This is a genomic window from Bifidobacterium pongonis (assembly GCF_019331805.1).
Lineage (GTDB): Bacteria > Actinomycetota > Actinomycetes > Actinomycetales > Bifidobacteriaceae > Bifidobacterium > Bifidobacterium pongonis.
The window spans coordinates 49,352-74,184 of sequence record NZ_JAHBBE010000003.1 but is presented as its reverse complement, the minus strand read 5'-3'; the positions used below and the strand labels follow the sequence as shown (position 1 = coordinate 74,184).

General features: G+C 62.9%; 19 protein-coding genes. 2 read left to right on the top strand and 17 right to left on the bottom strand.

Going from position 1 to position 24,833, the window contains the following annotated elements; all coding sequences use genetic code 11:
• Positions 1-133: 133 nt before the first annotated feature.
• Together KIH75_RS01880 and KIH75_RS01875 are read right to left on the bottom strand one after the other, a co-directional pair.
• On the bottom strand, positions 134-3,484 hold the full coding sequence (locus KIH75_RS01880; protein ID WP_236027949.1) for an ABC transporter permease: 3,351 nt from the start codon (positions 3,482-3,484) through the stop codon (positions 134-136).
• Between the two features lie 9 nt (positions 3,485-3,493).
• Positions 3,494-4,195, bottom strand: coding sequence for an ABC transporter ATP-binding protein (locus KIH75_RS01875; RefSeq protein ID WP_219055118.1), 702 nt, complete (start codon positions 4,193-4,195; stop codon positions 3,494-3,496).
• Positions 4,196-4,382: 187 nt separating this feature from the next.
• On the opposite strand from KIH75_RS01875, the gene KIH75_RS01870 reads away from it, so the two are divergent.
• Together KIH75_RS01870 and KIH75_RS01865 are read left to right on the top strand one after the other, a co-directional pair.
• Positions 4,383-5,072 carry a TetR/AcrR family transcriptional regulator gene (locus KIH75_RS01870; RefSeq protein WP_219055117.1) on the top strand — a complete coding sequence of 230 codons (690 nt, stop codon included), beginning with the start codon at positions 4,383-4,385 and terminating at the stop codon, positions 5,070-5,072.
• Between the two features lie 54 nt (positions 5,073-5,126).
• On the top strand, positions 5,127-6,050 hold the full coding sequence (locus KIH75_RS01865) for a LysR family transcriptional regulator (RefSeq protein ID WP_219055116.1): 924 nt from the start codon (positions 5,127-5,129) through the stop codon (positions 6,048-6,050).
• 152 nt (positions 6,051-6,202) lie between these two features.
• On the opposite strand, the gene pyrE is transcribed toward KIH75_RS01865, so the two are convergent.
• The 15 genes from pyrE to KIH75_RS01790 all read right to left on the bottom strand — a co-directional run bounded on the left by pyrE (position 6,203) and on the right by KIH75_RS01790 (position 24,829).
• Positions 6,203-6,898, bottom strand: a complete 696-nt coding sequence (gene pyrE, locus KIH75_RS01860) for an orotate phosphoribosyltransferase (RefSeq protein ID WP_219055115.1) — start codon at positions 6,896-6,898, stop codon at positions 6,203-6,205.
• Positions 6,899-7,006: 108 nt separating this feature from the next.
• Complete coding sequence (locus tag KIH75_RS01855) at positions 7,007-7,972, bottom strand: dihydroorotate dehydrogenase (RefSeq protein WP_219055114.1); 966 nt, start codon at positions 7,970-7,972, stop codon at positions 7,007-7,009.
• Positions 7,969-8,793 carry a dihydroorotate dehydrogenase electron transfer subunit gene (locus tag KIH75_RS01850; RefSeq protein WP_219055113.1) on the bottom strand — a complete coding sequence of 275 codons (825 nt, stop codon included), beginning with the start codon at positions 8,791-8,793 and terminating at the stop codon, positions 7,969-7,971. The genes KIH75_RS01855 and KIH75_RS01850 overlap by 4 nt, the downstream gene beginning before the upstream one ends.
• 18 nt (positions 8,794-8,811) lie before the next feature.
• Positions 8,812-9,759: an orotidine-5'-phosphate decarboxylase gene (gene pyrF, locus KIH75_RS01845; protein ID WP_219055112.1), complete on the bottom strand. Its 948-nt coding sequence runs from the start codon at positions 9,757-9,759 to the stop codon at positions 8,812-8,814.
• 33 nt (positions 9,760-9,792) lie between these two features.
• Entirely contained in the window at positions 9,793-11,235 is a 1,443-nt protein-coding gene (locus KIH75_RS01840; RefSeq protein ID WP_219055111.1) for a dihydroorotase, read from the bottom strand.
• Positions 11,236-11,239: 4 nt separating this feature from the next.
• Complete coding sequence (locus tag KIH75_RS01835; protein ID WP_033522902.1) at positions 11,240-11,659, bottom strand: aspartate carbamoyltransferase regulatory subunit; 420 nt, start codon at positions 11,657-11,659, stop codon at positions 11,240-11,242.
• A complete protein-coding gene (pyrB, locus tag KIH75_RS01830; protein ID WP_219055145.1) occupies positions 11,659-12,621 on the bottom strand; it encodes an aspartate carbamoyltransferase in 963 nt (320 codons plus the stop codon). The genes KIH75_RS01835 and pyrB overlap by 1 nt, the downstream gene beginning before the upstream one ends.
• Positions 12,622-12,872: 251 nt before the next feature.
• Positions 12,873-15,977: a bifunctional [glutamine synthetase] adenylyltransferase/[glutamine synthetase]-adenylyl-L-tyrosine phosphorylase gene (locus KIH75_RS01825; protein WP_219055110.1), complete on the bottom strand. Its 3,105-nt coding sequence runs from the start codon at positions 15,975-15,977 to the stop codon at positions 12,873-12,875.
• A gap of 119 nt (positions 15,978-16,096) precedes the next feature.
• A complete protein-coding gene (gene metF / locus KIH75_RS01820; RefSeq protein ID WP_219055109.1) occupies positions 16,097-16,942 on the bottom strand; it encodes a methylenetetrahydrofolate reductase [NAD(P)H] in 846 nt (281 codons plus the stop codon).
• 202 nt (positions 16,943-17,144) lie between these two features.
• Complete coding sequence (metE, locus tag KIH75_RS01815) at positions 17,145-19,451, bottom strand: 5-methyltetrahydropteroyltriglutamate--homocysteine S-methyltransferase (protein ID WP_219055108.1); 2,307 nt, start codon at positions 19,449-19,451, stop codon at positions 17,145-17,147.
• A 453-nt stretch (positions 19,452-19,904) separates the two neighbouring features.
• Positions 19,905-20,462, bottom strand: coding sequence for a SixA phosphatase family protein (locus KIH75_RS01810; protein WP_219055107.1), 558 nt, complete (start codon positions 20,460-20,462; stop codon positions 19,905-19,907).
• A 65-nt stretch (positions 20,463-20,527) separates the two neighbouring features.
• Positions 20,528-21,568: a tRNA (adenine-N1)-methyltransferase gene (locus KIH75_RS01805; RefSeq protein WP_219055106.1), complete on the bottom strand. Its 1,041-nt coding sequence runs from the start codon at positions 21,566-21,568 to the stop codon at positions 20,528-20,530.
• A complete protein-coding gene (locus KIH75_RS10275) occupies positions 21,565-22,491 on the bottom strand; it encodes a transporter substrate-binding domain-containing protein (protein WP_219055105.1) in 927 nt (308 codons plus the stop codon). Before KIH75_RS10275 ends, KIH75_RS01805 begins: the two co-directional genes overlap by 4 nt.
• Before the next feature lie 12 nt (positions 22,492-22,503).
• Positions 22,504-23,454, bottom strand: a complete 951-nt coding sequence (locus tag KIH75_RS01795; RefSeq protein WP_219055104.1) for a magnesium transporter CorA family protein — start codon at positions 23,452-23,454, stop codon at positions 22,504-22,506.
• A gap of 172 nt (positions 23,455-23,626) precedes the next feature.
• Positions 23,627-24,829: an Mbeg1-like protein gene (locus tag KIH75_RS01790; protein WP_219055103.1), complete on the bottom strand. Its 1,203-nt coding sequence runs from the start codon at positions 24,827-24,829 to the stop codon at positions 23,627-23,629.
• Between the last annotated feature and the right edge of the window lie 4 nt (positions 24,830-24,833).

Sequence of the window (24,833 nt, the reverse complement as noted above, 5' to 3'; positions counted from 1 at the left end):
GCGATGCCGATGCAACCGACATAGTCGGTTTAACCGATGTAACCGATATAAAAAGTGCCTTGCCCGCGTTGCGCTCATCCACCGTTGCACAACCGCAACACAAGCAAGGCACGTCTTGTGGGGCCGTTCCGGCCTATTCCACCGACTTCAACGCGGCGAGCATATCCACGTCGCGCAGTCTGCGGTAGACCACCCAGCCGAGCACGGCGAGCACCACGCCCACCACCACGAGCGGCGCCACGAAGGCGAGCCAGCCCATGGACGGGTCGAACATGACCTCATCCGGCGGCACTTCGGTGATGATGTACTCGTGCAGCCATGCGCCGAAACCGTAGCCGACCAGTATGCCCAGGCCGGACAACAGTATGGTTTCGCGGTAGATGTACATGGTGGTCTCGTTGCTGTGGAAGCCCAGCACCTTGATCGTGCTCAGCTCGCGGATGCGTTCGGACACGTTCAGATTGGTCAGGTTGTACAGGATCACCACGGCGAGCATGGCCGCCACGATCACCAGCACCTCCATGATCTGGTTGAGCGAATTGACGATGGTGCGCACCTGCTTCTTCTGCGTGATGTTCTGCACCACGCTTTGCACGCCGGAAAGTTCCATGAACTTCGCGCCCTGCTTGGCAGCGTTCTCCTCGCTGCCGTCCTTGAGCTTGACCATGTAGCCGTTCGACGTGCAATCCTTATGGAACACATGCTCGTAGCCGTTGAAGGTCATGACCATGAAATGCCCGATATACATTTCGGTGATGCCGTCGACACGCACGGTGCGTTCGACATCGTCCGAATCGGTGACGGTGATCGTATCCCCCACCTTGACGTGCAGCATGTTCGCCATGCTTTCGGAGATGATCGCGCCCTTGTCGGTGAGCACCTGCGATTCATGCGTGGACCTGTCACGCAACGTGAGATAGTCGCCGAAATTGTAGGCGTCGTCGGTGGCGATCATGGTGATGGTCTGCTTGTCGTTGCTTTTGCCGGCCGTCTTCGTCAACTGTTCGTAACGGATCGGCGTGGAGCTGGAAACCGTCTTGCGTTTCATGGATTTCGCCACTTCGTCACGCTGGTCGGCGTTGTTATCGGAGCGTTCGGCGACGATCAGATCGTAGTGGATGAGGTTGCCGAACTGGCTGTCTTCGATCTGCTGGATCGAATGCTGCACCGACAGGCCGGCCGTGAGCAGCGCCACCGCGCCGCAGACGCCGAACACGGTCATGAACATGCGCATCTTGTAGCGGAAGATGTTGCGGGCCGTGACCTTATGCGTGAAGTTCAGCCGATTCCATATCGGCGTGATGCGTTCCAGGAAGATCTTCGAACCGTTCGCGGGCGGCTTGGGCAGCAGCAGGGCCGCGGGCTTCTCCCGCAGTTCCTTGGACGCGACCAGCCATGCGGGCACGATGGCGCTGACCCATGCCAGCACGAACGCCATCAGCGTGATCCACGGGTGGAAGTCGAGCCTGATGCCGGGCATGGTGAAGCCCGAACTGTATGCGTGGTACACGATGAGCGGCAGAATGGTCTGCCCGGCCGCCGCGCCGATGATGGTACCCGCGGTGGAGGCCGCGAACCCGTAGATGGTGAATTTCCTCATCACGTCGGCGTTGCCATAGCCGAGCGCCTTGAGCGTGCCGGAATTCGTACGCTCCTCGTCGACCATGCGGCCCATGGTGGTGAACGTGACCAGTGCGGCCACCAGGTAGAGGAACGCCGGGAAGATGCCGGCCAGCTTGTTGACGATGTCGGCGATGATCTCGTACACGCGGTAGCCTTCGGAGGTCAATCCTTCACGGCGCGAGTCGACGGAGTAGGCCGGCACTTCCAGCGTATCCACTTTCTCTTCGGCCAGTTTGATGTCCTGTTCGGCTTTGGCGATCTTCGCTTCGGCTTCGGGCTTCGCCTTGTTGAATTCGTCGAGCTTGCTCTGGTATTCCTTTTCGGCGCTTTCGATCTGGTTCTGGCCTTCGATCAGCTGCTGCACGCCGCTGCCGAGACTGGTGGCGAGCTGCGATTGCGCGTTGCCGAGTTCGGTCTGCTTGTTGGCGAGCTGATTGGCGGCCGAAGCGATCTGCGAGGCGTTGTCCTCATACTGCTTGCTGCCCTGATCGAGCTGCTTCGCGCCGTTCTGCCACTGCGCAAGGCCCTGATTGTATTGCGCGAGCTTCTGGTTGTACTGGCTGACGGACTGGTTGTATTGCGCGAGATACTGATCGTATTTCGCTTTCAACTGTTCGTAGGCTTTGCCGGTCAGGCCGGTCTGCTCCCACTTGGCGAGCATCTGCCCGGTCTTGTCGAGCACGGTTTTGGTGGCTTCCAATTGCGTGCGCGCTTCGTCGAGCTGCTGTTTGCCGTCCGAAAGCTGCTGCCAGGATTCGTTCAGTTCCTGCTGGCCGCTCGCCAATTGCTGGGAGGCGCCATCGAGCTGCACTTGGGCGGAAACCAGTTGGGAGGATGCCGCGTCGATCTGCGCCTGTGCGGTGGACAGCTGTGCCTGCGCGGTAGCGGCCTGCTGCACGGCGTCGATTTCGCTTTGCTGCAACTGGTTTTTCGCGTCGGCGATCTGCTTGTCGGCGTCATCGAGCTGCTGCTGACTGTCGGCCAGCTGCTGCTTGGCGTCCTTGACCTGCTGCTTCGCCTTGTCGATCTGTTCGCGGCGGGTTTCGCGGATGCTGGCCTGACGCGCCTTGGGCTGGTTGGCCAGGCGCTTGGTGAGCGTGTCCTTGTGCTTCTGCACCAGGTCACGGTATTCGTCGGTCCAATAGTCAACGCCGCTCGTGTCTTTGAAGGTGACTTTGCCCACCATGGCGACGTCGGAATCGAAGGTGTCTTCGGTCACCACCGCATACCCGTTCAGCACGCCGGCACCGGCCGTCGACTGCCCCTCGTTCAGATCGGACACGATGTCGGAGGCGTCCACGAATCCCACGACCGTGAACTCGTTCTCCGTGAGTACGGTGTCGCCCGCGATGTCCGGCTGTTCCTCGACGCGGATGGAGCTGTCGATGGCGTACTTGTCCTGCTCCTTGCTGGCGAGCGCTATTTCGCCTTTCTTCTGCGGCAGACGCCCTTTCGTCACGCGGTAGGTGGAGGTTTTCTCCGGCTTGGAGTAGATGCGTATGCTGTGGCTGGTGTTCTTGATGGTCACATCTTTGAAGTAGCCGAATTCCGCGTCTTGTACGCCGTCGGTGCGTTTGATGATGTTCTGGTCGTCTTTGCTCAGGCCGTAGTCGCTGATGACGGTGATGTCGGCGAGGTTGTTGTCTCCGTAGAATTGCCGGCCTGTGACGCGCATGTCCGGCCCGGTGACCATGAGGCCTACGAGGGCGAAGGAGCCGAGTGCCATCAGGCACATGATGGAGACGAATCGTCCTTTGGATTTGGCGAGCGTCTGGATGATGTCTTTGTTGAGCATGCGTTTGCGCATGCGTGCTTTCGGCCGCCGCTGCTGGCGGTGCGTGTTCCTATGCGTGTTTGCCATGTGCGTCGCCTACCATTCGAGCTGTTGGATGTCCATCGGGTGTTCGTTGATTTCGATTGATTGCACGCGCGCGTCGTGCATGCGGATCACACGGTCGGCGATGGGTGCGATGGCGGAGTTGTGTGTGACCATGACGACGGTCGCGCCTTTCTTGCGGCTCATGTCCTGCAGGATTTGCAGGACTTGTTTGCCGGTGTTGTAGTCGAGTGCGCCGGTGGGTTCGTCGCAGAGCAGGATCTTCGGGTTCTTCGCCACTGCGCGGGCGATGGCGACGCGCTGCTGTTCGCCGCCGGAGAGCTGTGCGGGGAAGTTGTCGATCCTGTCCTGCAGGCCCACGTCGATGAGCGCCTGTACCGGGTCTTGCGCGTCCGCGACGATCTGCGAGGCGAGTTCGACGTTTTCCTTCGCCGTGAGGTTGGCGACGAGGTTGTAGAACTGGAAGACGAAGCCGATGTCGTATCGGCGGTAGTCGGTGAGCTGGTGCGCGTTGTAGCCGGAGATGTCCTTGCCGTCGATGATCACCTGGCCTTCGGAATTCGTGTCCATGCCGCCCAGGATGTTGAGCACTGTCGATTTGCCTGCGCCCGAGGCGCCCAGGATGATCGCCAGTTCGCCTTTTTCTATGCCGAAACTCACGTCGTTGTTCGCCACGATGGTGGTGGAACCCATCTGATAGCGCTTGAAGCTGTGGATCATCTCTATGTAGGCCATCGTTCCTCCATGTTCCAATCGGTCTGGTTGTCGGTTTTGCCGTGGTTCGCACTTGCCAACCGTCAATAGACAACGTGTTGATTAGTGCTAGAGTGTGATTGTAGGAAGCGACCCGCGGACCGGTCAATCATCAATTCCGGCCAAACTGTTCATTTCCACCTATCCGCCCGTGTAGTGAGGAGCGATCATGAAAGTCGCGAAAGCCGACGCAACCGACACCACCGAACAGCGCATCAGGAACGCGTTCATCACGTTGACCGACACCAAGGGGTTCGACAAGATGACCGTAAGCGATATCGCCCGCGAGGCGCATATCAACCGCGGCACGTTCTACATGCATTACACCGACAAGTTCGACCTGCGCCAACAGCTGCTCGACGATCTCATCGACGACGTGGCGCAGCTGCTCATCCGCGAGCGCGACGAGATGGAACGCGTGGAGACGGCCGACGACCTGTTCGGCACCGACGACATCCTGCACGCGCTGCGCTATTTCAAGGCCCATTACGCCGTCTTCAACGCCATCTCGCGCAGCAACAACGATATGGGCATGTACGACCGGCTCAAGGACGTGCTTCAGCAGATGATCGTCACGCAGAATTCCAAGGCGTTCGGTTCCACCGAATTCAACGAACGCATTCCCGCCGAATACGCGATGGAGATCCTTGTCTCCGGCGTGGCCTCGATCATCTGGTTGTGGATCCGCCACGGCTGCCAGGAGTCGCCGGAGACGATCCTCGACATCATCGAGATCAACAAGAGCACCGCGCCGATCAACATGCTCCGACCGGCGAGCGGGACTGCGGGCATGACGACCGGCATGGCTGCGGATACGGCGACGGGCGAAGCGGCGACCACCGGCGAGTCCACTATGTAGACACGCGGTTATAAGGCGACACACAGCGTCAGGACTTGGCTCTAACCTGAACTTATGACTCTCCTGCAGCTGAAATACATCGTCAAAATCGTCGAATGCGGTTCCATGAACGAGGCCTCCCACGAACTGTACGTGTCGCAGCCCGCGTTGAGCTCATCCGTCAAGGAACTGGAGAAGGAGCTCGGCATCGAGATCTTCACCCGCTCCTCCCAAGGCATCGCGCTGACCGTGGACGGCGCGGAGTTCCTCACCTACGCGCGTCAGGTCCTCGATCAGGCGTCCCTGCTTGAGGAACGCTACAAGAACGCCAAGCCGCGCAAGCAGCTGTGCACCGTTTCGACGCAGCATTACATGTTCGCCGTGGAGGCGTTCGTGGAGATGATCAACGCGATCCGTTCCGACGAGTACGAGTTCACGATCCGTGAGACCCGCACACGCGACATCATCGACTCCGTCGCCAACATGCGCTCCGATCTGGGCATCATCTACCTGTCCGATTTCAACAAGGACGTCATCGGCAAGCTGCTGCGTGAGAAGCACCTGGAGTTCCACCCGCTGTTCCGTGCGCCGCTGCACGTGTTCATCTCCCGCGACAATCCGCTCGCCACGAAGAAGCTCATCACGATGAAGGACCTCAAGCCGTTCCCGTTCATCCAGTACGAGCAGGGCGAGGACGGCAGCTTCTACTTCGCGGAGGAGGCCGTATGGCCCGACTACTCCCCCAAACAGATCAACGTGACCGACCGCGCCACGATCCTGAACTTCATCATCGGCCTGAACGGCTACACGGTGTGCACCGGCATCGACAACGGCGACCTCAACAACGAGAAGATCGTCACCGTGCCGCTGGATTCCGACGAGACCATGCTGGTCGGCTGGATCACCAACGAGCGTGCAAAACTGTCTACCGCGGCAGAAAGCTACCTGGAGAAGCTCAAGTCGGTGGTCGCCGACCACGGCTACAACCTGATCGACTGAGTCGGTTCAACCGACCGGGCCGACTTGACCGGCTGGCCGGACGGAATCGCCGCCGGTCTCCGCCTGTTCAGCATGTTCAGGCTCCTAATACTAAGGGGGATTCCCATTGGGAATCCCCCTTATCGCGTTATATGCGAAAGCGCGAAAGCGGCTCAGGCGCCGTAACGGGCGAGATACTCGTCGGCGGCAGCGGCGATCTCCGGCGTCACATACGCGGTGCCGTCGGCGGTCTCGATATGCTGGCCGGCCTCGAAGATCTCCCTCACATTCGCGATGGCGAACACCGGGAAGCCGAACTCGGCCTCGACGGCCTTGACCGCCGACATGTCGGAATCCTTGGTCTTCTCCATACGATCCACGCTCAGCACCAGACCCACGACCTCGACATCGGCCTCGGCCTTGAGCTTCGGAATGACCTCACGCACCGCGGTGCCCGCGGTCATCACATCGTCGACGAGCAGCACCTTCATGCCATCGGTCAGCTGGGTGCCGACCATCATACCGCCGTCGCCGTGATCCTTCTTCTCCTTGCGGTCGAAGGTGTAGCCGACCTCCATGCCGTGGCCCGAGGTGAGCGCGATGGCGGTGGAGACGCCGAGCGGAATGCCCTTGTAGGCCGGGCCGAACACGGTGTCGATGTCCTTCGGCAGGTTGCCCGCCTCGATCTCGTTCGCGATCTTCTCCGCGTAGAAGGCGCCGAGCGTCGCGATCTTCCTACCGTCGTTGAACGCGCCGGCATTGATGAAATACGGGGACTTGCGGCCGGACTTCAGCGTGAACTCGCCGAACTTCAACGCCTTGGATTCCAGCAGGAACTGGGTGAAACGAATGTCGAGGGACTGGGCCATTTGCTTTCCTTCCATTGCCCTTGCGGGCGTCTGAAACGTGTTCTCCGGAACGAACGATGCGCCGGTCGGGGCGGCCGTCCGGAAAGGCCGCCCCGACCGGAACGGGAATCAGCGCCAGGTCTGGCCGGCGGCGAGTTTGGCCGCAAGCTCCGGGCGATCGTCAAGCAGATCGTCGAGTTCACGGGCCACACGCAACGGCGCCACCGGGTCGAACAGGGCGGCCGCGCCGACCTCGACCGCATTGGCACCCGCATACAGGTATTCCAACGCCTTCTCGCCGGTGTCGATGCCGCCGATGCCGATGATCGGGGTGTCGGGCAGCGCGGTGCGCACACGGTAGACCGCGGCGATGCCGACAGGCAGCACGGCCGGTCCGGACACGCCGCCGGTACGGTTGGCGATGATCGGTTCACCGGTGTTGATGTTAAGCCTCATGCCGAGCAGGGTGTTGATCATGCTCAGCGCGTCGGCGCCATGTTCGACGGCGGCGCGGGCCGGGGCGGTGATGTCGGTGACGTTCGGCGTGAGCTTGACGATCATCGGCTTGTCGGTCATCGGGCGCAGTTTGTCCATGAGCTTGGAAAGGGCGACCGGATCGGTGCCCACGCTCATGCCGCCGTGCGTCACGTTCGGGCAGCTGACGTTGATCTCCAGCATGTCCGCATCGCAATCGGCGAGCTTGGCCACGACCTCGCAGTAATCCTCATCGCAATGGCCGGCCACGTTCGCGATCACGGTCGCGCCGATCTTCTTGAGCTTGGGCAGATCGTCGACCAGATAATGGTCGACGCCCGGGTTCTGCAGGCCGACGGCGTTGAGGTTGCTGGCCGGGCCTTCGGTGGTACGCGGGCTGGGATTACCCTCCCACGGCACCGGGGAGACGCCCTTGGTGCACACGGCGCCGAGCTGGCTCACATCGTAGAACCAGCGCACGGCGGCGTACTGGAACGTGCCGGAGGCGGTGCCCACCGGGTTCTTCCAGGTCACGCCGGCCACCTTGGTGGAATGCTTCCACTCGTGCGGTTCGTACAGGTTGACGTGCTTGTTCTCGTTGGCGTTCGCAGTCATAATCATTCACCCCATCCCAACTGTTCACGAGAGAAGACCGGACCGTCGGAGCAGACCTTGAGCCTACCGTCCACGGTGTCGATGGTGCACAGCACGCAGGTGCCGTAACCGCAGCCCATGCGCTGTTCCATGCTCAGCTGGCATGCCAGGCCGCGTTTGGCGGCCCATTCGGCCACCGCCTTCATCATCGGCAGCGGTCCGCATACGAGCAGCACGGTGTCCAGTCCGTCCACGGTCAGGCCGTTTTCGGATTCCAGCTGATCGAGCAGCGTCACGACGTTGCCGTGCTCGTTGTCGATGCTCAGCACGCTGTCCGCGTACGGCGCGACGATATCGTCCGCGAACTTCACGTCACGGTAGCCGAACACGGCGGTGACCTTCGATTCGCCGGCGTCATGCAGCTTCTGCGCGGCGCAGATCAGCGGGGGCACGCCCAATCCGCCTGCGACGAGCACGTAATGCGCCTTGTCCTTGACCTTGAAGGGGTGGAATCCCAGCGGGCCGAGCACGTCGACGCTGTCGCCCACATGCTTGGCGGCGAGATTCGCCGTACCCTTGCCGACCACGGCGAAGATGATGCTCACCTCATCGCCGTTCACTTCGCTCACGCCGAACGGACGCGGCATGAGCATCATCTCGTCATCGGTGAACAGGTTCACGAACTGGGCCGGACGCGCATGTTCGGCGATGTACGGATCGCGGAACGCCATGCGGACCACGCCGTCGGCGAGTTCATCGATCGCGGTGATGACGACGGGGTGGCGCGGCGGGAAATACCCTGCGGACACCGCCTCATCCACCACGTCATAGGTGCGGGTGAAAGTCATGTTCATCTCCTCTTGCTCTTACAGCACTGCTCTCAGATTATCGCGCATGTCGATGGCGGCCGCACGGGCGCTCTCACCAACCAGTTCGAGCGCGTCGTCGGCGCTCATGTTGTCGCTGTATTGGCCGCTCTTGCGCCATGCGCCGATGATGCCGCGCGACGAGTTGACGATCGCGCCGGAACCGTCGGCATCGAACATGCCACGAACGTCGGCTGCGGTACCGCCCTGCGCCCCATACCCCGGCACGAGGAAGAACGTGTGCGGCATGCGCTTGCGCAACGCCTTGCCTTCCTCGGGGTGGGTGGCGCCGATGACCGCGCCGACACGCGAATAACCGTAGTTGCCGATTGTTTCGGCGCCCCAGCCTTCGACCAGATCGGCCACATGCTCGTAGACCTTCTTGCCGTCGGCCAGGTCGAGCATCTGCAGCTCGCTGGAGGACGGGTTGGAGGTGCGCACCAGCACGAACAGGTCCTTGTCGGCTTCGGTGGCGGCATCGACGAACGGCGTGATGCCGTCGGTGCCGAGATACGGGTTGACGGTGACCGCGTCGATGCTCCACGGGTCGTGCTCCCCCACGCCGGTGAGCATGCGGGCGTAGGCGGCGGCGGTCGAACCGATGTCGCCGCGCTTGACGTCGGCCAGCACGTACAGGCCGCGTTCGCGCGCGTATTCGCAGGTCATGGCGTACACGTCCACGCCCGCGGGGCCGAGCGCCTCGTACATGGCGATCTGCGGCTTGACGGCGGGGACTATGCCCGCGACGGCGTCGATGATGGTGCGGTTGAACTCGTAGTAGGCGACGGCCAGCTGGGCGGCCTGCAACTCCTCCTCGTTCTCGACGGATTCGCGGACCTCGTCGGCGAAGGATGCCACCACTTGGGCCGGCACGAGCGCTTCCGTCGGGTCGAGACCGACGACGCTGGGGTTCTGCGTCGCGTTAATCGCTTCGATGAGGCGATCCATATTCTTTCCTTTCGCTGGTGCTTTCGGTGGTGGTTACAGTCGGCTGAACGCCAGAGACGTGCCGATGATGGTCGCGAGCGGGCGGCCGGAGACCTGCCATCCGCCGAACGGGGTGTTGCGGGCCTTGGAATGGAAACGTTCCGGGTCGACGGTCCACTGTTCGGACGTATTGAGCACCGCCAAGCCGATCCGCGCGGCCTCGCCGACCTTACGCAGATCCAGCACGCGCTTGCCTTCGCCGGTTTCGCCGGTCTTGCCGGTCTTGCCCTGCTGGGCGTCGAGCAGCGCGGTGATGTCGGTGGCCTCACGTCCCATGAGCTTCATCGGCTCGCCTGCCATCAGTTCGATCAGGCGCTTGTCGGAAATATAGCCGCCGTCCACCAGCACCTTGTGGCACACGCCGTACGCGCATTCGAGCCCGATGATGCCGTTGGGCGCTTCGAGGAAGCCGAGCCGCTTCTCGTCGAGGGTGTGCGGCGCGTGATCGGTGGCCAGCAGGTCGACGGTACCGTCCGCGATGGCCTCGATGGTGGCCTTGCGGTCGGCTTCGCTGCGCAGAGGCGGGTTCATCTTGGCGAGCGTGCCGTACTTGAGCAGCGCCTCATCGTTCAGCGCGATGTAATGCGGGGCGGTTTCGCAGGTGACCGGCAGCCCTTCGGCCTTGGCGGCGCGGATCGCGTCGAAGGAGATCGCGGTGCTCACATGCTGGAAATGCACGTGGACGCCGGTTTCGCGCACCTTCTCGATATCACGCGCGACGATGTTGAGCTCGGTGTCTTCGGGGATGCCTGGCACGCCGAGTTCGCGCGACACGGGGCCTTCGTTGACCGCGCCCGTATCGTGATGTTCGCAATGCTCGATGAGGTACAGGCCCGATTCCCTGGCGTTGGCCAGCACCTGGTCGAGAATCTCGGGCGTGGTGGCCGAACCGTCGTCGCTGATGGCGGTGACGGGGTGCGCGAGCTGGTACGCATCCTTGCCCGCCGTATCCTCACCCGGCATGTACTTGCGCCACTTGGCCACTTCGGTGGCTTCACGGCCCACGCGCCCCTTGGACGCGCACACGCACAGATCGTAGTTCACCGGCAGCTTGACGCCGTGCACGGCCTCGTAATGCTGCAGATAGTCGATGACATTGTCATAGCCCGCGTCCAGCACTTCCTTCGCGCCGGGAGCTTCGGGGTCGGCAAGCGTCTCACCGTCCATGGCGGGCACGGTGTTGGGCATGATGAGCACGTTCGTGTAGCCGCCGGACGCGGACGCCGCGCAGCCGGAAACCATGGACTCCTTGTAGGTCTGGCCCGGATCGCGGAAATGCACGTGCGGATCGGCGAAGCCGGGGGCAAGCGTAAGCCCGGAGGCATCGATGCTCTCGGCGAGGGGCTGTTCGGTCAGCGCATCGGCGGAATCGTCGACGATGAGGTCGATGGTTTCGCCGGTGTCCCAGACCGTGATGTCGTGGAGGGTGATGGCCATGCTGTCAGAACTTCGCTTCCTCGTCGCAGTAATCGCAGCGGTACTCCTGGCGGTCGGAGTGCACCAGGTGGAACATCTGCACGGCGGGTTCGGTGGTGGTCACGCAACGCGGGTTCACGCACTTGATGATGTTCACCACATGCTCGGGCAGCGTCGGCTTCTTCTTCTCGACGATCCTGCCGCCGCGCACGATGCCGACGGTGGCGGTACGGGCCACCAGGCCCAGCACGTCAAGGTCGATGGATTCGGTTTCGTCCTCGATCTTGATGATGTCCTTCGTGCCGTACAGATGGCTGTCGGTGTTCATGATCAGCGCGAGCTTGGTCTTCGACGGGTCGATCTTCAGATAGTCGAGCACCTTGAGTGCGGTGCCCGCCGGCACATGATCGATGATGATGCCGTTCTGGATGCTGGTGACTTCCATCAGGCCTGTACCTCCTTGGCTTCCAACGGTTCGTATCCGGGCAGTTCGTCGCCGACCACCGAGCTTTCCAGCGCCATGCGCATGAGCATGCCGTTCTTGACCTGCTCGAAGTATGCGGCGCGCGGATCGTCGTCCACTTCGACCGCGATCTCGTTGACGCGCGGCAGCGGGTGCAGCACGGCCATGTCGGGCTTGGCCTTCGCCATCTTGGCTTCGTCGAGAATGTAGGTGTCGCGCAGACGCAGGTAATCGTCCTCGTTGAAGAAACGTTCCTTCTGCACGCGGGTCATGTACAGCACGTCAAGGTCGCCGATGACGGAGACGAGATCCTTGACCTCCGTGTAGGAGCAGGACGGCGTCGCGTCGATGCGGTCGAGCACGTAGCGCGGGGTCTTGAGCTCGTCGGGGCTGATGAGCACGAAGTTCACGTTGCCGAAGCGGCACAGCGTTTCGATCAGGGAGTGCACGGTGCGGCCGAAGGTCAGATCGCCGCACAGGCCGACGGTGAGGTTGGTGACGCGGCCGAAGCGGGACTGCAGGGTGGCGAGATCGGCCAAGGTCTGCGTGGGGTGCATGTGGCCGCCGTCACCGGCGTTGATGACCGGCACGGAGGCGGCGCGGGATGCGACCAGCGCGGCGCCTTCCTTCGGGTGGCGGATGGCGACGACGTCCACATAGTTGGAGACGGTCTTCAGGGTGTCGGCGATGGTTTCGCCCTTGGTCACGGACGCCAGCTGGGCTCCCGCGAAGCCGATGACCTTGCCGCCCAGGCGCAGCATGGCGGTTTCGAAGCTCAGGCGGGTGCGTGTGCTCGGCTCATAAAACAAAGTGGCGAGCACCCTGCCTTCGCAGGTGTGCGCCACTTCCTTACGATGAGAATCAATGTATTGCGCTTTATGAAGAAGCTCTCGGATCTGCCCGATGGAAAGATCATCGAGAGTGATAACGCTTTTACCGACCATCGGCGTTTCGATCGCCGGTTCGAGTTCTGAAGACAACGGCTCACCTTTCATGCAACTTGTGGTTGAAGGTGGCCACTCGAAGTGACCTAGCCAACTATAGGGCGAGCCACTGACCCACGGCGGCTCCCGCGTGTTCGCCTCGCATCCTCTCCCCTGCCGATCCGCAGCGCGCGTCTCCGGGCACGGCCGCCCGTGCGTCGTCATCCCGAAGACGCGCTTCTCGCTTCCTTGCGCGGCTCCTGTTCGCGCTCCTATTCGCGCCCGTAGAACAGGCGTTCCGTCACATCACGGCTTTTACGCATCATGGCGAGCAGATCGTTCTCGAAATGCTGGCCGCGGTTCGCGTCATAGCCGAGATACACGGCGATGCCGCCCAGAGAATAGATGTCGTCGGGCAGGATATCCGCCTGGCTCACGCGCCCGGACCACAGATAGTTGCCGTTGCGGGCCGCGGTGCACATGCGCCACGCCTTACGCAGCACGGCGGCGTCGGCCGACCCCACGATGCCGAGCCGTTCAAGCTCATCCAAGGCGGGCAGCGTGGAGTTGACGCGCAGGCTTTCATGGGCGCCGGCATGCTTCAGCTGCATGAGCTGCACGGTCCATTCGATGTCGGACAATCCGCCCTTGCCGAGTTTGAGATGGCGTTCCCTGCGCACGCCGCGCGGCAGACGCTCGGCTTCCATACGGGCCTTGAGCTTGCGGATCTCGCCGATCTGCGTTTCGGTGAGATCGGCGCTCGGGTAACGCAACGGATCGGCGATATTGCGCAGGAAATCCTCGGCGAGACGCTCATCGCCCGCCGCATACCGCGCCCTGAGCAGCGCCTGATACTCCCACGTGCTGGCCCAGGACCGGTAGTACTCCTCGCAGGATGCGTAGGAGCGCACCAGCGGGCCGTTCTTGCCTTCGGGGCGCAGGTCCATATCCAGTTCGATCTTCGGTTCGATGGTGGTCGGCCCCTGCAGGATGGCGCGCAGACTCTCCTGCACCTTGCGTGCGAACGCGAACGCCGCGTCATCGTCCACGCTATCGGCCGGACGGTAGATGATGATCACGTCCGCGTCCGAACTGAAGTTCACTTCGCCGCCGCCGTACCGGCCCATGCCGATCACGCTCATCACGGCCGGCGCCTCGTCGAGACCGGAATCCGACATCTGATGGCGGATGGACCAGCGCAGCGCGGCGTCGATGATCGCGTCGTACACGTCGGTCATGCCATGCAGGCTGACCTCGTCGCCGATGACGCCGCTCATCCACCCCAAGCCGATGCGCTCGATCTCATGGCGGCGCATGGCACGCATGGACGTGGCGAAATCGTTGATATCCCAAGCGTTGCGTTCGAGCGAGGAACTGCATTGCACGTCGAGGCTCGCCCGCGTGCGGCATTCCAACTCCTCATCCTCACCCATCCAGGTGACGGATTCGACCGACTTGTTGAGCGCATCGCCCAGGAACCGCGAATTCGACAGCACATGGCACAGTCGCTGCGCCGCCGACGTGGAATCGCGCAGAAAGCCGAGATAATCGCTGTCCGAACCGAAATGCTCCTCCAGTTTGCGCCAGTTCAGCAGACCCATGTCGGGGTTCTGGCCTTCGCCCAGCCATTCGAGCACGGCCGGCAGGATGATGCGGTTGATCTTCGCCGCCCTGCTGATGCCCGCGGTGAGCGCCGCCACATGACGCATGGCGGACTGCGGGTCGCCGAAGCCGATGGAGGAGAAACGCTCCTCGGCGGCCTGGGTGGTCAGCTGCACCTGATCCTCGTCGAGTTGGGCGCTGATGGGCAGCATCGGGCGGTAGTAGATGTCGAGATGCAGATGGCGCACTTCGCGGCGGGTCTCATCGTAGCGTTCCACCAACTCCTCGGGGTGCAGGCGGAAGGCTCGCGCCACGCGGCGCAGCTCCTGGTTGCGGCTGAGCTCATCCACGTTGATGTCGCGTTTGCGTTCAAGCCCGCCGAGATTCGCGGAACCGAGATCCGGGAACAGGTGCGTGCGCTTCAACGCCCACATCTGCTGCCGGTGTTCCAGCACGCGTTCGAAACGGTAATCCGCCGCGAGCTTCGCCGCCTGCTTGCGCGAGACGTAACCGCCGTCGGACAGCCGGCGCAACGATTCGAGGGTGGAACGCGTGCGCAGGCTTTCATCGGACCGGCCGTGCACGAGCTGCAGCATCTGCACGGTGAATTCCACGTCGCGCAGGCCTCCCCTGCCGAGTTTGATCTCCCTGTCCTTGAGCGGCGCGGCGATGAGGTTCTCGACGCGCTTGCGCATTTGCTGGCAGTCGTAGACGAAATTGTCGCGCTTGGACGCCGACCATACGAACGGTCTGGTCATATCCAAGTATTCCTTGCCGAGGGCGCGATCACCGGCCACGGGCCTGGCTTTGAGCAGCGCCTGGAACTCCCAGTTCTCCGCCCACTGCTCGTAGTAGCCCTTATGCGATTCGACGGTGCGCACCAGCGGTCCGTCCTTGCCTTCCGGACGCAATCCCCCGTCGATCTGCCATAGGGCTGGTGCGGCGACGCCCATGATCACGGATTGGCATACACGTTGCAGGGTGGTGCCCATTTTGGTGCCGATGCGGAACAGTTCCTGGCTGTCGATCGTGTCGTCGGCGGGCTCCACCGTGTAGATGAGGTCGACGTCGGAAACATAGTTGAGTTCCTGCGCGCCGAGCTTGCCCATGCCGATGATGGCGAAGCGCACATGTTCGCTGCCTTCGACCTCATGGCGGGCGATGGCCAGAGCACCCTCCAACGCGCTGTCCGCCAAGTCGGACAGTTCGCGGCTGATGGTGGGCTGGATGATGCAGGGGTCGGTGGCGGTGGCGTCCTGCGCCATGATCGCCGCAAGATGCCGGTAGTAGGTGCCGCGCAGGGCCGTGGCCGAATCGGCGAGTTCCATGGTGGATACGGGCGCGTCCAGTTCGTCGGGATCGGCACCGATCGCCGTGAGCATGGCCGCGCGACGCTGCGCATGGTTGTACAGGTAGGTGTTGTCCGCGTCGGTCGACGCCGCTTGGACGAGATCGGGATGGAAGCGCATGAGCTTGCCCATCGCGTCGGAGACGCCAAGCACGGTGACAAGCCGTTCGAAGGATTGCCGGTCGGGCATGATGCCGTCGATGTCGTCACCACGGCTGGTCGCGACGTTGACGATGGCGACGAGGTTGGTGAGCGCGATATCCGGATCGCATGCCTTCGATAGCGAGGCGAGCACCACGCTCAGCCGTTCGTCGTCGATGCCGTTCGATCGGAGTTTGTCGAACAGGTCGCGCGCGGTGTCGAGATTCTGCAGACCCGCGCGGATCAGATCCATGGCGGAAGGTTGGAAGCGCTCGTTCACAGTCATGCCACCAATCTACTCCGCGTGCCGAACCGATGCTCCGGCATGTCCGGCTCGGCACGATTGCGGCCGTTTGCGGAACCGACGCGCGGTCGGCCCCGCAAACGGCCGCGATCGACGTGCGATCAGTCCGCGAACAGTCCGGAAACGTTGTTCCAGATGCGGCGGGTGACGCCCGGATGGTTCATCGTGTACAGGTGCACGCCGTCCACGCCGTGGGCCACCAGATCGGCGACCTGCTGCGAGGCGTACGCGATGCCGGCCTCACGCAGCGCCGTGGGGTTCTCACCCCAACGCTGCAGCATCGCCTCCACCGGTTCGGGCACGCGGGCTTCGCAGATGGAACTCATACGGCGCACGGACTTGGCGTTGGTGATGGGCATGATGCCCGCCTCGATGGGCACGTCGATGCCGGCGGCGCGAGCCTTGTCGAGGAACCGGTAGAAGTCGGCGTTGTCGTAGAACAGCTGGGAGATCAGGTGCGTGACGCCCGCGTCGACCTTGCGCTTGAGGTTGTCGATGTCCTCGTCCAGGGTTTTGGCCTGCGGGTGCTTCTCCGGGTAGCAGGCGCCGTACACCTTGAGCTGCGGCCTGGTTTCGCGGATGTAGGTGACCAGGTCGCTGGCGTATTCGAACACGCCGGCGGGGGTTTCACCCTCCACGCGATCGCCGCGCAGGGCGAGGATGCCCTCCACCTTGGCCACTTCGAACAGGTCAAGCGCCACGTCGGCGGCTTCCTTGTCCAAGTACTGGGCGGTCAGATGGGCCACCGCGGGAATGCCGTACTCGCCGCGGATCGTGTTCGCGATGCGGGCCGTGGCGGTGCGGTCCTTGGACTTGCCGGTGCCGTAGGTGACGGAGATGAACGCCGGGGCGAGTCCCTGCAATCCGTCGAGGGTGTCGTAGATGGTGCCGACCGGCGCGTTTCTGCGCGGCGGGAACACTTCCAGGGAAAACAGCGGCGAGGTCATTTCTTCTCCTGTTCACCTCGTGATCGGGCCGGTATGGCCCCTGATGGTCGCGGCGCATGTTCGTATGCCGTATGCGCCGCACGCACGCGCGGTTCTGCCGTCGGCGTGCGCGTATGGCGAGGGCCGCCTCCCACCGAGCGGAACGGATGGGAACGGCCCTCACCTGATATGCGGTATGCGGGTGCCGGTAGGCACCGTTCGGTTACTTGGCGATCTTGGCGCGCACGGCCTTGGCGGCGGCGACCAGGTTCTCCAGGCTCGGCCAGGTTTCGGCGTTGCCACGGGTCTTCAGACCGCAGTCCGGGTTGATCCAGACCTTCTCCACATCCATCTTCTTGAGGATCTCGTAGATACGGTCCTCGATCTCCTGCTCGGAGGGGATGCGCGGCGAGTGGATGTCGTAGACGCCCGGGCCGGCCTCGGTTTCGAACTTGGCGTCGTGGATGGCGTCGAGCACCACCAGATCGCCACGGGAAGCCTCGAAGGAGATCACGTCCGCGTCCATGGCGTCGATGTCCTTGATGATGTCGTTGAACTCCGAGTAGCACATGTGGGTGTGGATCTGGGTGGTCGGCTTGACGGCGGAGTGCACCAGACGGAATGCCGGGATGGCCCAATCGAGGTACTTCTTGTGCCAGTCGGTCTTCCTCAGCGGCAGCTTCTCGCGCAGTGCGGCCTCATCGATCTGGATGACCTTGATGCCGGCGGCTTCCAGGTCGAGCACCTCGTCGCGGATGGCGAGGGCGAGCTGCTGGGTCTGCTGCTCGTGGGTGATGTCCTCACGCGGCCAGGACCAGTTGAGGATGGTCACCGGGCCGGTGAGCATGCCCTTCATCACATGGTCGGTGCGGGACTGCGCGTAGGAGCTCCACTCAACGGTGATCGGGTTGGCGCGGGACACGTCGCCCCAGACGATCGGAGGCTTCACGCAACGGGTGCCGTAGGACTGGACCCACGCGTTCTTGGTGAACAGGAAGCCGTTGAGGTTCTGGCCGAAGTATTCGACCATGTCGTTGCGTTCGAATTCGCCATGGACCAGCACGTCGAGGCCGATCTCCTCCTGATGCTTGATGCAGGCGTCGATCTCGGTCTTCATGAACTCGTCGTACTCAGCCTTGTCGATCTCGCCCTTGCGCAGCTTGGCGCGCTCGGCGCGGATCTCCCTGGTCTGCGGGAAGGAACCGATGGTGGTGGTCGGCAGCAGCGGCAGGCCAAGAGCCTCGCGCTGTTCCTTCTGGCGCTCGGCGCGGGCGGGCTGACGCACGAAATCGGCGTCGGTCAGCGCGGCCAGACGGGCGGCGACGGCCGGGTCGGAGGCGACGCGGGTGCCGTCGAACAGCGCCTGATTGGCCTTGAGCTCTGCGGAAGCCTTCTTGGCATCCTCGTCGGAATCGGCCAGGACAGCGACCTCATGCAGTTCGCCGAGCTTCTCGACGGCGAACGCGAAGTGCTTGCGTACCTCGTCGGACAGGCCGGTTTCGCCTTCGGTGCTGAACGGCACGTGCAGCAGGGAGCTGGCGGTGGAGACTGCGACGTTGGCGGTGACCTTCTTCAGGGCGTCTACCAGGCCGAGGCTGACCGCGTAGTTGTTGCGCCAGATGTTGCGGCCGTTGATCACGCCGGCGAAGATGGTGGTGTTTTCGGCGACGCCGTACTGTTCGACGGCGGCGAGGTTCTCCTCACGGCCTTCGTTGAGGTCAAGGCCGATGCCGTCGAAGCCGAGCAGGTTGACGGTCTCGTAGGCGTCGGCGATGTGGCCGAAGTAGGTGTTGAGCAGCACCTTGACGGCGCCCTTACGTGCCGGCAGGATCCTGAAGTACAGGGACTTGAACAGGGAGAGGTCGCCATCCTCCTTGTCGAGCACCAGGTACGGCTCGTCGATCTGGATCCACTCGGCGCCCAGGCCTGCGAACTTCGTGATGACTTCGGCGTACACGGCGGCGACGGCGTCGATCAGGCCCTGGTCGTATTCGAGCTCCTCGGCCTGCGGGTTGCGGGCGAGCTTGAGGAAGGTGTACGGGCCGATGAGCACCGGCTTGGTGACGATGCCCAGCTCCTTGGCCTCGTTGAACTCGTCGAACGGCTTGGTGCTGTTGAGCTTGATCTCGGTGGCCTCATCGATTTCGGGAACCAGGTAGTGGTAGTTGGTGGTGAACCACTTCTTCATCGGCAGTGCGGTCACGTCGCCCTTGTCGCCCTGGTAGCCACGGCCCATCGCGAACAGGGTCTCCTCCGGGTTCTCGAAAGCGAGACGCTGGTAACGCTGCGGAATCACGTTCAGCAGGATGGCGGTGTCGAGCATCTGATCGTAGTAGCTGAAATCGTTGCTCGGGATCAGGTCGATGCCGGCTGCCTGCTCAAGCTTCCAGTGCTTGGCACGCAGCTCCTTGGCGGTGGTGCGCACTTCGTCCAGGCTGGCATTGCCCTTCCAATACGCTTCGATGATCTTCTTGAGTTCTCGGTTCTGACCGATGCGCGGGAACCCGGACACGGACGTGAGTGCGGACATGAATCCTCCCAAAATGCCTACTTCGGATACGTCATTGAACCCGTCCACCCTATCAAAATCGTTCCAAAATCAGGCTATCAAGACCGCTAGGGTGTCGTTATAGACGAAGGTTATAGCTGCGCCGGCACCCTGCGCGAGGGAGGAACCCCGACCCCTCTACGATCAACGGGAGGCGGGTCCGCCGGGCTTCCGGGCACGCGGGAAGCGCCGAGGAACGGCTAACTCGCTTATCGATGGCGGATTCGGGGGCTTGCGGAAAACCAGGTGGCTTATAGATGGCACTTATAACGCGACATCGCGAGTATGAACGTTGCGATTCCGCGGCTGCTACTTGCGATATCGCGCTCCGGGTGCCATACATAAGCCACCTGGTAAACGGCGAACCCCAAAATCCGCCACATATAAGCCGAGTAGGCACGCCACGGGCGGTTTCGCCCCGTGGCGCGATGCCGGCTACTCGAAATCCGTGGGCGACATGACCGCCAGCAGCACGCCGTCGTGCAGCTGCCACTGGTTGAACGGCTTGTTCGAGGCGAGCACCAGAACGCCGGCCGTCTGCACGCCAAGATTGAGCAGATCGATGCGGTCGGCCTTGGACTCGTCGGAGGCGAGCCACTGCCCGCAGATCGATATGGTCGGCTCATGGCCGAGCACCATCATCACGCGCGTCTTGTCCTTCGCGTGGGCGAGCTCGTCGAACACGGCCTGCAATCCGCCGTCGTACAGGCTCTGGTGGTAATCGACCTGCGTCTTGTCGCCGAACACCTTGAGCAGCCTGCCGCAGGTCTGGCGCACGCGCAGCGCCGCCGAACAGCTGATGACCTCGGGGACGAGTCTCATCTCACGCAACCCCTTGGCGACCTTCTTGGCCTGCTTAAGCCCCTTCTGCGCCAACGGGCGATCGTAATCGCCGTTCTTGCCCGTGGCCTCGGCCTTCGCGTGACGCATCAGGATCAGGACGTGATCGTATTGCTTGGCCTTCTTCGCGGTCTTGCTCATTCGGCTTGCCATTGTGTCCCCCTATCGGACGTTTTCGGACGGCGCCGTGGACGACGCCGTCGCTTCCATCTTGTCGGCTAGGCCTCGTCAAGCTCGCCCAACTGGCGGTCGAGATCGCGCAGCACCTTGCGCAGCTTGCGATCGGAGATGTCGCGCAGCTGCAGATCCTCCAGCTGTGCCTCGCGCTCCTCAGGGGTCAGATCGTCGATGTCGGTGACCGTGTCCTTGGTGGCGCGGTCGCGCTTCTTCAACGCCTGGAAGCCTTCGGCCATGGCGCGGGAGACGACCAGGAACCCTGTGTGGCCAATCATCTGATGGTCCGGGCGCACGGCGAGCCCCTGCGCCTTCCAACTGCGTTCCAAGGTCTCCTGGATATCCGGTTCGGTCCACACGCCGGATTCGCGCAGGGCCTCGGCCAGTCGGCTCATCTGCGTGGTGGTGGTGATGTAGCACACGAGCACGCCGCCCGGCGCGATCACGCGATACGCCTGTTCCAGACGGTTCCACGGGTCGAGCATGTCCAGCATGATGCGGTCGTAGGAGTGTTCGGGCAACGTGGCGGCCACGCTGTCGAAGTCGCCGACCTTCAAGTCCCACCAGTCGGGGCGCTTGCCGTAGTAGAGCGTGGCGTTCGCCTCGGCGACGCGCGCGAAATCGGCACGCAGCTCGATGGTGGTCAGGGAACCGTTCTCCCCCACGGCGTCGAGCAGGTTCACGCTCATCGCGCCGGAGCCGGCACCCGATTCGAGCACGCGAAGCCCGCGGCGGATATCGCCGAGCTGGATGACCTGCGCGATGTCCTTCGGGTACATGATCTGCGCGCCGCGCGGCATGGACAGCACGTAATCCGCCAGCCTCGGGCGCATGACCGCATACTGCCAACCGCCGATGGCGCGGGCGGCCTTCCACGGCTTGGCGCTGTCGGTTCCCTCACGCTTCGCGGTGACGGTGGTGACGACCACGCCCTCGGTTTGACCGATCACATCGTCATGCAGGATCAGACCGTGCTCGGTCTGGGTGACGCCGCCCGGCGTCAGCTGTTCGGTGATCTTCTTGCCTTTGCGGTCCGAGAACTGCACCTTCTCGCCGGCCTGCAGAGCGCCACGTCTCATCCTCATTCCTTCCATCCGATATCGTCTTGCAACTGTTTCATGTATTCGTCCAATGTGCCGTCGGAGCGCATGTCGTCAAGCGCGTCCGCGACGTTCTTGGCAAGCGTTTTCGAATTCCGGGGCACCGCGATGCCGTAGTCCACGTTCCCGTAGGAGATGCCGCCCGCGACCACGCCCACGTCACGCGCCTGGGCGTGCGCCAGGCCGGTGAGGATCACGGCGTCGCCCGCCACGGCCTTCGCCTTGCCCGTCATCAGATCGGTGACGCACTGCGGGTAGGAGCCACGCTCCTCGACATTCGCCTTGGGCTCTTCGGCTAACAAACGTTCGCTAGCGCCGCTGCCTTTCACCGTGCACACCGTCTGGCCACGCAGGGCGCTCGTACCGGTCATCGCGGAGCGATCCTCCGGCCTCACCAGCACGCTTTGCGGCGTGGACAGGTACGGCCCGGCGTACTGCGCCGCGTCATCGGAGGCGACGATCTCCTTGCCCTTGCCGGATTCGCCGGACTTGCCTGTCTGATCCGCCTGATCCGCCTCGCCAGCGTCGGAACCGCCCGACCCGCTCGGCATGGGCATGGCCTCGACGATCATGTCGACGCCACCGTCGGCGAGACGCGCAGCACGGTCGGCGGGCATTACCTGCTTGAATACGATCTGCTTCCTCGCGTACCCCAGTTTGTCCGCCACATACCGGGCAACGTTCACCTCAAGCCCTTCATACGCGCCCTCATGCCAGAAGCCCAGGCCGGGCACATCCGAGGAGATGCCGATATTGAGGATGGGGCCGTTCGGCTGGATGACCGAGGAACCGGCTTGCCCCGCGCCGCACGCGGCCACGCCCGGCAGCATCAGCGCCGCCGCCAGGCATGCTCCGACAGCGCGAACCGCACGGCCGCGCCTCAACCTGCCTTTCGGAATGCCGGTCACCTGCGACGGACCTTATCTAAAATTCCGCGAGCGCGTCAGGAACCAGGTGACCAACGCGGACAGCACGACGGACAGTAGGACGATAGCGGCGAAACCCCAGGGTTTGTCGGTGAACGGCATGCCGAGCATCCCCTCCTGGAAGTTCATGCCGTACATGGAGAAGATCAGCGTCGGCACGGACAGCGTGATCGAGATGATGGTGAAGATGCGCATCACGTTGTTCATGTTGTTCGACACGATCGACGCGAAGGCGTCGGTCATGTTCGCAAGAACGCCGCTGTAGATGTTGGCCATCTCGATGGCCTGCTTGTTTTCGGTGATGACGTCGTCGAGCAGGTCCTCGTCGTCCTGATACTGCTTGATGCGTTGCAGGGTGGTGAGCTTCTCCATCACGATTTCGTTCGATTTCAGCGAGGTGGTGAAGTACACCAAGGTCTTGCTCAGTTCCATGAGCATCATGATCTCGCGGTTGTGCATCGAATGGCGCAGCTTGAGTTCGAGCTTGTCGCTTTCGCGGTCGATGATGCGCAGGTACCGCAGGTACATGGTGGCGTTGCGGTACAGGATCTGCAAGATGAAGCGCGAGCGCATGAACGTGTTGAAACCGCGGATCGTGCCTTCCATGAAGGGGTGCAGCACCGGGGTGTCCTGCATGCATACGGTGACGATGAGGTTTTCGGTGACGATGATCGACAACGGGATGGTTTCGTACCAGTCGCGTCCGCCGCGTTCCTCGACGGTCGGAATGTCGACGATGATCATCGTGTAGTCGTCTTCGACGTCCACGCGGGAGCGTTCCTCATCATCCAGGGGGGCGCGCAGGTCGGCCAGGTCGATGCCGGTTTCCGAGGCAACGGAGGCGAGTTCGGCGTCCGTGGGTTCGCTCAGGCATAGCCATGAGCCGCTTTCCGGTTTCCTTACGCGCTCCACTTGGCCGTTAATGGTGCTGAACATCCTCAACATCGTCTCTCACCCGCCTCTCCGTACTTCTGATTCTTCCGACTGCCTTGATTCTCTTGCGTGGCCGCGCCCTACGGCGGCCCGCCTCAGCTTGCCTTCCGACAATTGAACCGAGCCAAGTTTAGTCCCATGGGCACGACTTTGGATGATGGGTTCCGGGAGTTGTTCGCTTCCGCTACACCTCCTGTTCATCTTCGCCGTCGGCCTCGGGTTTCGCGCCCTGTTCGCCGAAGGGGGTGAACTGTTCGAACAGCGATCGCGCCGCGGTGACGGGGAACGCTTTGAGGATGTTGACGATGAGGCTACGTGTCGCCTCGTCGGTCTGTCTGACGGCCGCGGCGATGACGGGCAGCGCGTCGCCGATATGCTCCGCGAGTTCGGCGAACGATTGGTAGCCTGCGGATGCGATGATGTCGTAGCATTGGTCGACGGCCTTCGCGCGCTCGCTGTCGGTGAACTGTTCCATCCACGCGTCGAGGGTGCGGTCGAGCAACCGCGCCTTGGGACTGAGTTCCGGTTTGACGACGAAGTCGCCGTCTTCGACGCGCCAGTTCAGGCCCATGTGCTGCATGATGCCGGACACGTTGGTTTCCACGATGGTGTAGTTGCGTACCGTGCTCATGAGCATGCCGATGACGGAGGCTTCCGGCACGGTTTTCTCCACGATCGGCTCGATGGCCCGGAAGTCGTCGCTTTCGGTCACTTCGCACATGAATCCGGGGCCGTCGTGGGAGAACACGCGCCCGATACGTTCCGATTTGGCCCGCATGGCCGTGTAGACGGCGAGGTTGCCTCCCTTGGAGTGCCCGCCGACGTGGATGCGCGGCGGGGCGGCGGCGAACGGGCTCGATGCACGCTCCTCCACGGAACGGTAGTATTCCACCGCCTGCGTCTGCGAGGGGACGGGGCAGCGCACGCTCATGTTGAAGTCCTCTTTCCACCCGACCAGTGAATTGTCGGTGCCGCGGAGGGCCACGTAGAACACCGGCCCGGCTTCCCCGTCGCCGTGGATGCCGGTGCAGTCCGTGAGGTCGAAGGTGACGGCGGCGAACTGCGTTTCGGTGAGCTCGTCGCTGCGCTCCGCATACTCCCCCACCCGCATACCGCGGAATCGTGGGCTTTCCGCCACGGCGACCAGCAGATCGTGCCGTCCGGCGTCGTATTCGGAGCCCGTGCAGAACATCGCATCGTAGTGCTCGGCCTGCAGGAGCTTCCACATCGGTACGGTGCTCACGCCGCGGGCGCGGCCGAACGCCGGCACCGTCGCGGGCATCCTGATATACGCCAGTTCGGAAAGCACCAGCGAATCCACGGCGCCGAACGGCTTGTCGGCGAACGTGCGGAATTCGCCGCGCACATAATCGACCATGTTTCCCATGGCT

Coding starts and splice junctions, on each gene's coding strand:
- KIH75_RS01880 (WP_236027949.1), bottom strand. CDS start 3,484: ATGGCAAACACGCATAGGAACACGCACCGCCAGCAGCGGCGGCCGAAA.
- KIH75_RS01875 (WP_219055118.1), bottom strand. CDS start 4,195: ATGGCCTACATAGAGATGATCCACAGCTTCAAGCGCTATCAGATGGGT.
- KIH75_RS01870 (WP_219055117.1), top strand. CDS start 4,383: ATGAAAGTCGCGAAAGCCGACGCAACCGACACCACCGAACAGCGCATC.
- KIH75_RS01865 (WP_219055116.1), top strand. CDS start 5,127: ATGACTCTCCTGCAGCTGAAATACATCGTCAAAATCGTCGAATGCGGT.
- pyrE (WP_219055115.1), bottom strand. CDS start 6,898: ATGGCCCAGTCCCTCGACATTCGTTTCACCCAGTTCCTGCTGGAATCC.
- KIH75_RS01855 (WP_219055114.1), bottom strand. CDS start 7,972: ATGATTATGACTGCGAACGCCAACGAGAACAAGCACGTCAACCTGTAC.
- KIH75_RS01850 (WP_219055113.1), bottom strand. CDS start 8,793: ATGACTTTCACCCGCACCTATGACGTGGTGGATGAGGCGGTGTCCGCA.
- pyrF (WP_219055112.1), bottom strand. CDS start 9,759: ATGGATCGCCTCATCGAAGCGATTAACGCGACGCAGAACCCCAGCGTC.
- KIH75_RS01840 (WP_219055111.1), bottom strand. CDS start 11,235: ATGGCCATCACCCTCCACGACATCACGGTCTGGGACACCGGCGAAACC.
- KIH75_RS01835 (WP_033522902.1), bottom strand. CDS start 11,659: ATGGAAGTCACCAGCATCCAGAACGGCATCATCATCGATCATGTGCCG.
- pyrB (WP_219055145.1), bottom strand. CDS start 12,621: ATGGTCGGTAAAAGCGTTATCACTCTCGATGATCTTTCCATCGGGCAG.
- KIH75_RS01825 (WP_219055110.1), bottom strand. CDS start 15,977: ATGACTGTGAACGAGCGCTTCCAACCTTCCGCCATGGATCTGATCCGC.
- metF (WP_219055109.1), bottom strand. CDS start 16,942: ATGACCTCGCCGCTGTTTTCCCTGGAAGTGTTCCCGCCGCGCAGAAAC.
- metE (WP_219055108.1), bottom strand. CDS start 19,451: ATGTCCGCACTCACGTCCGTGTCCGGGTTCCCGCGCATCGGTCAGAAC.
- KIH75_RS01810 (WP_219055107.1), bottom strand. CDS start 20,462: ATGGCAAGCCGAATGAGCAAGACCGCGAAGAAGGCCAAGCAATACGAT.
- KIH75_RS01805 (WP_219055106.1), bottom strand. CDS start 21,568: ATGAGGATGAGACGTGGCGCTCTGCAGGCCGGCGAGAAGGTGCAGTTC.
- KIH75_RS01795 (WP_219055104.1), bottom strand. CDS start 23,454: ATGTTGAGGATGTTCAGCACCATTAACGGCCAAGTGGAGCGCGTAAGG.
- KIH75_RS01790 (WP_219055103.1), bottom strand. CDS start 24,829: ATGGGAAACATGGTCGATTATGTGCGCGGCGAATTCCGCACGTTCGCC.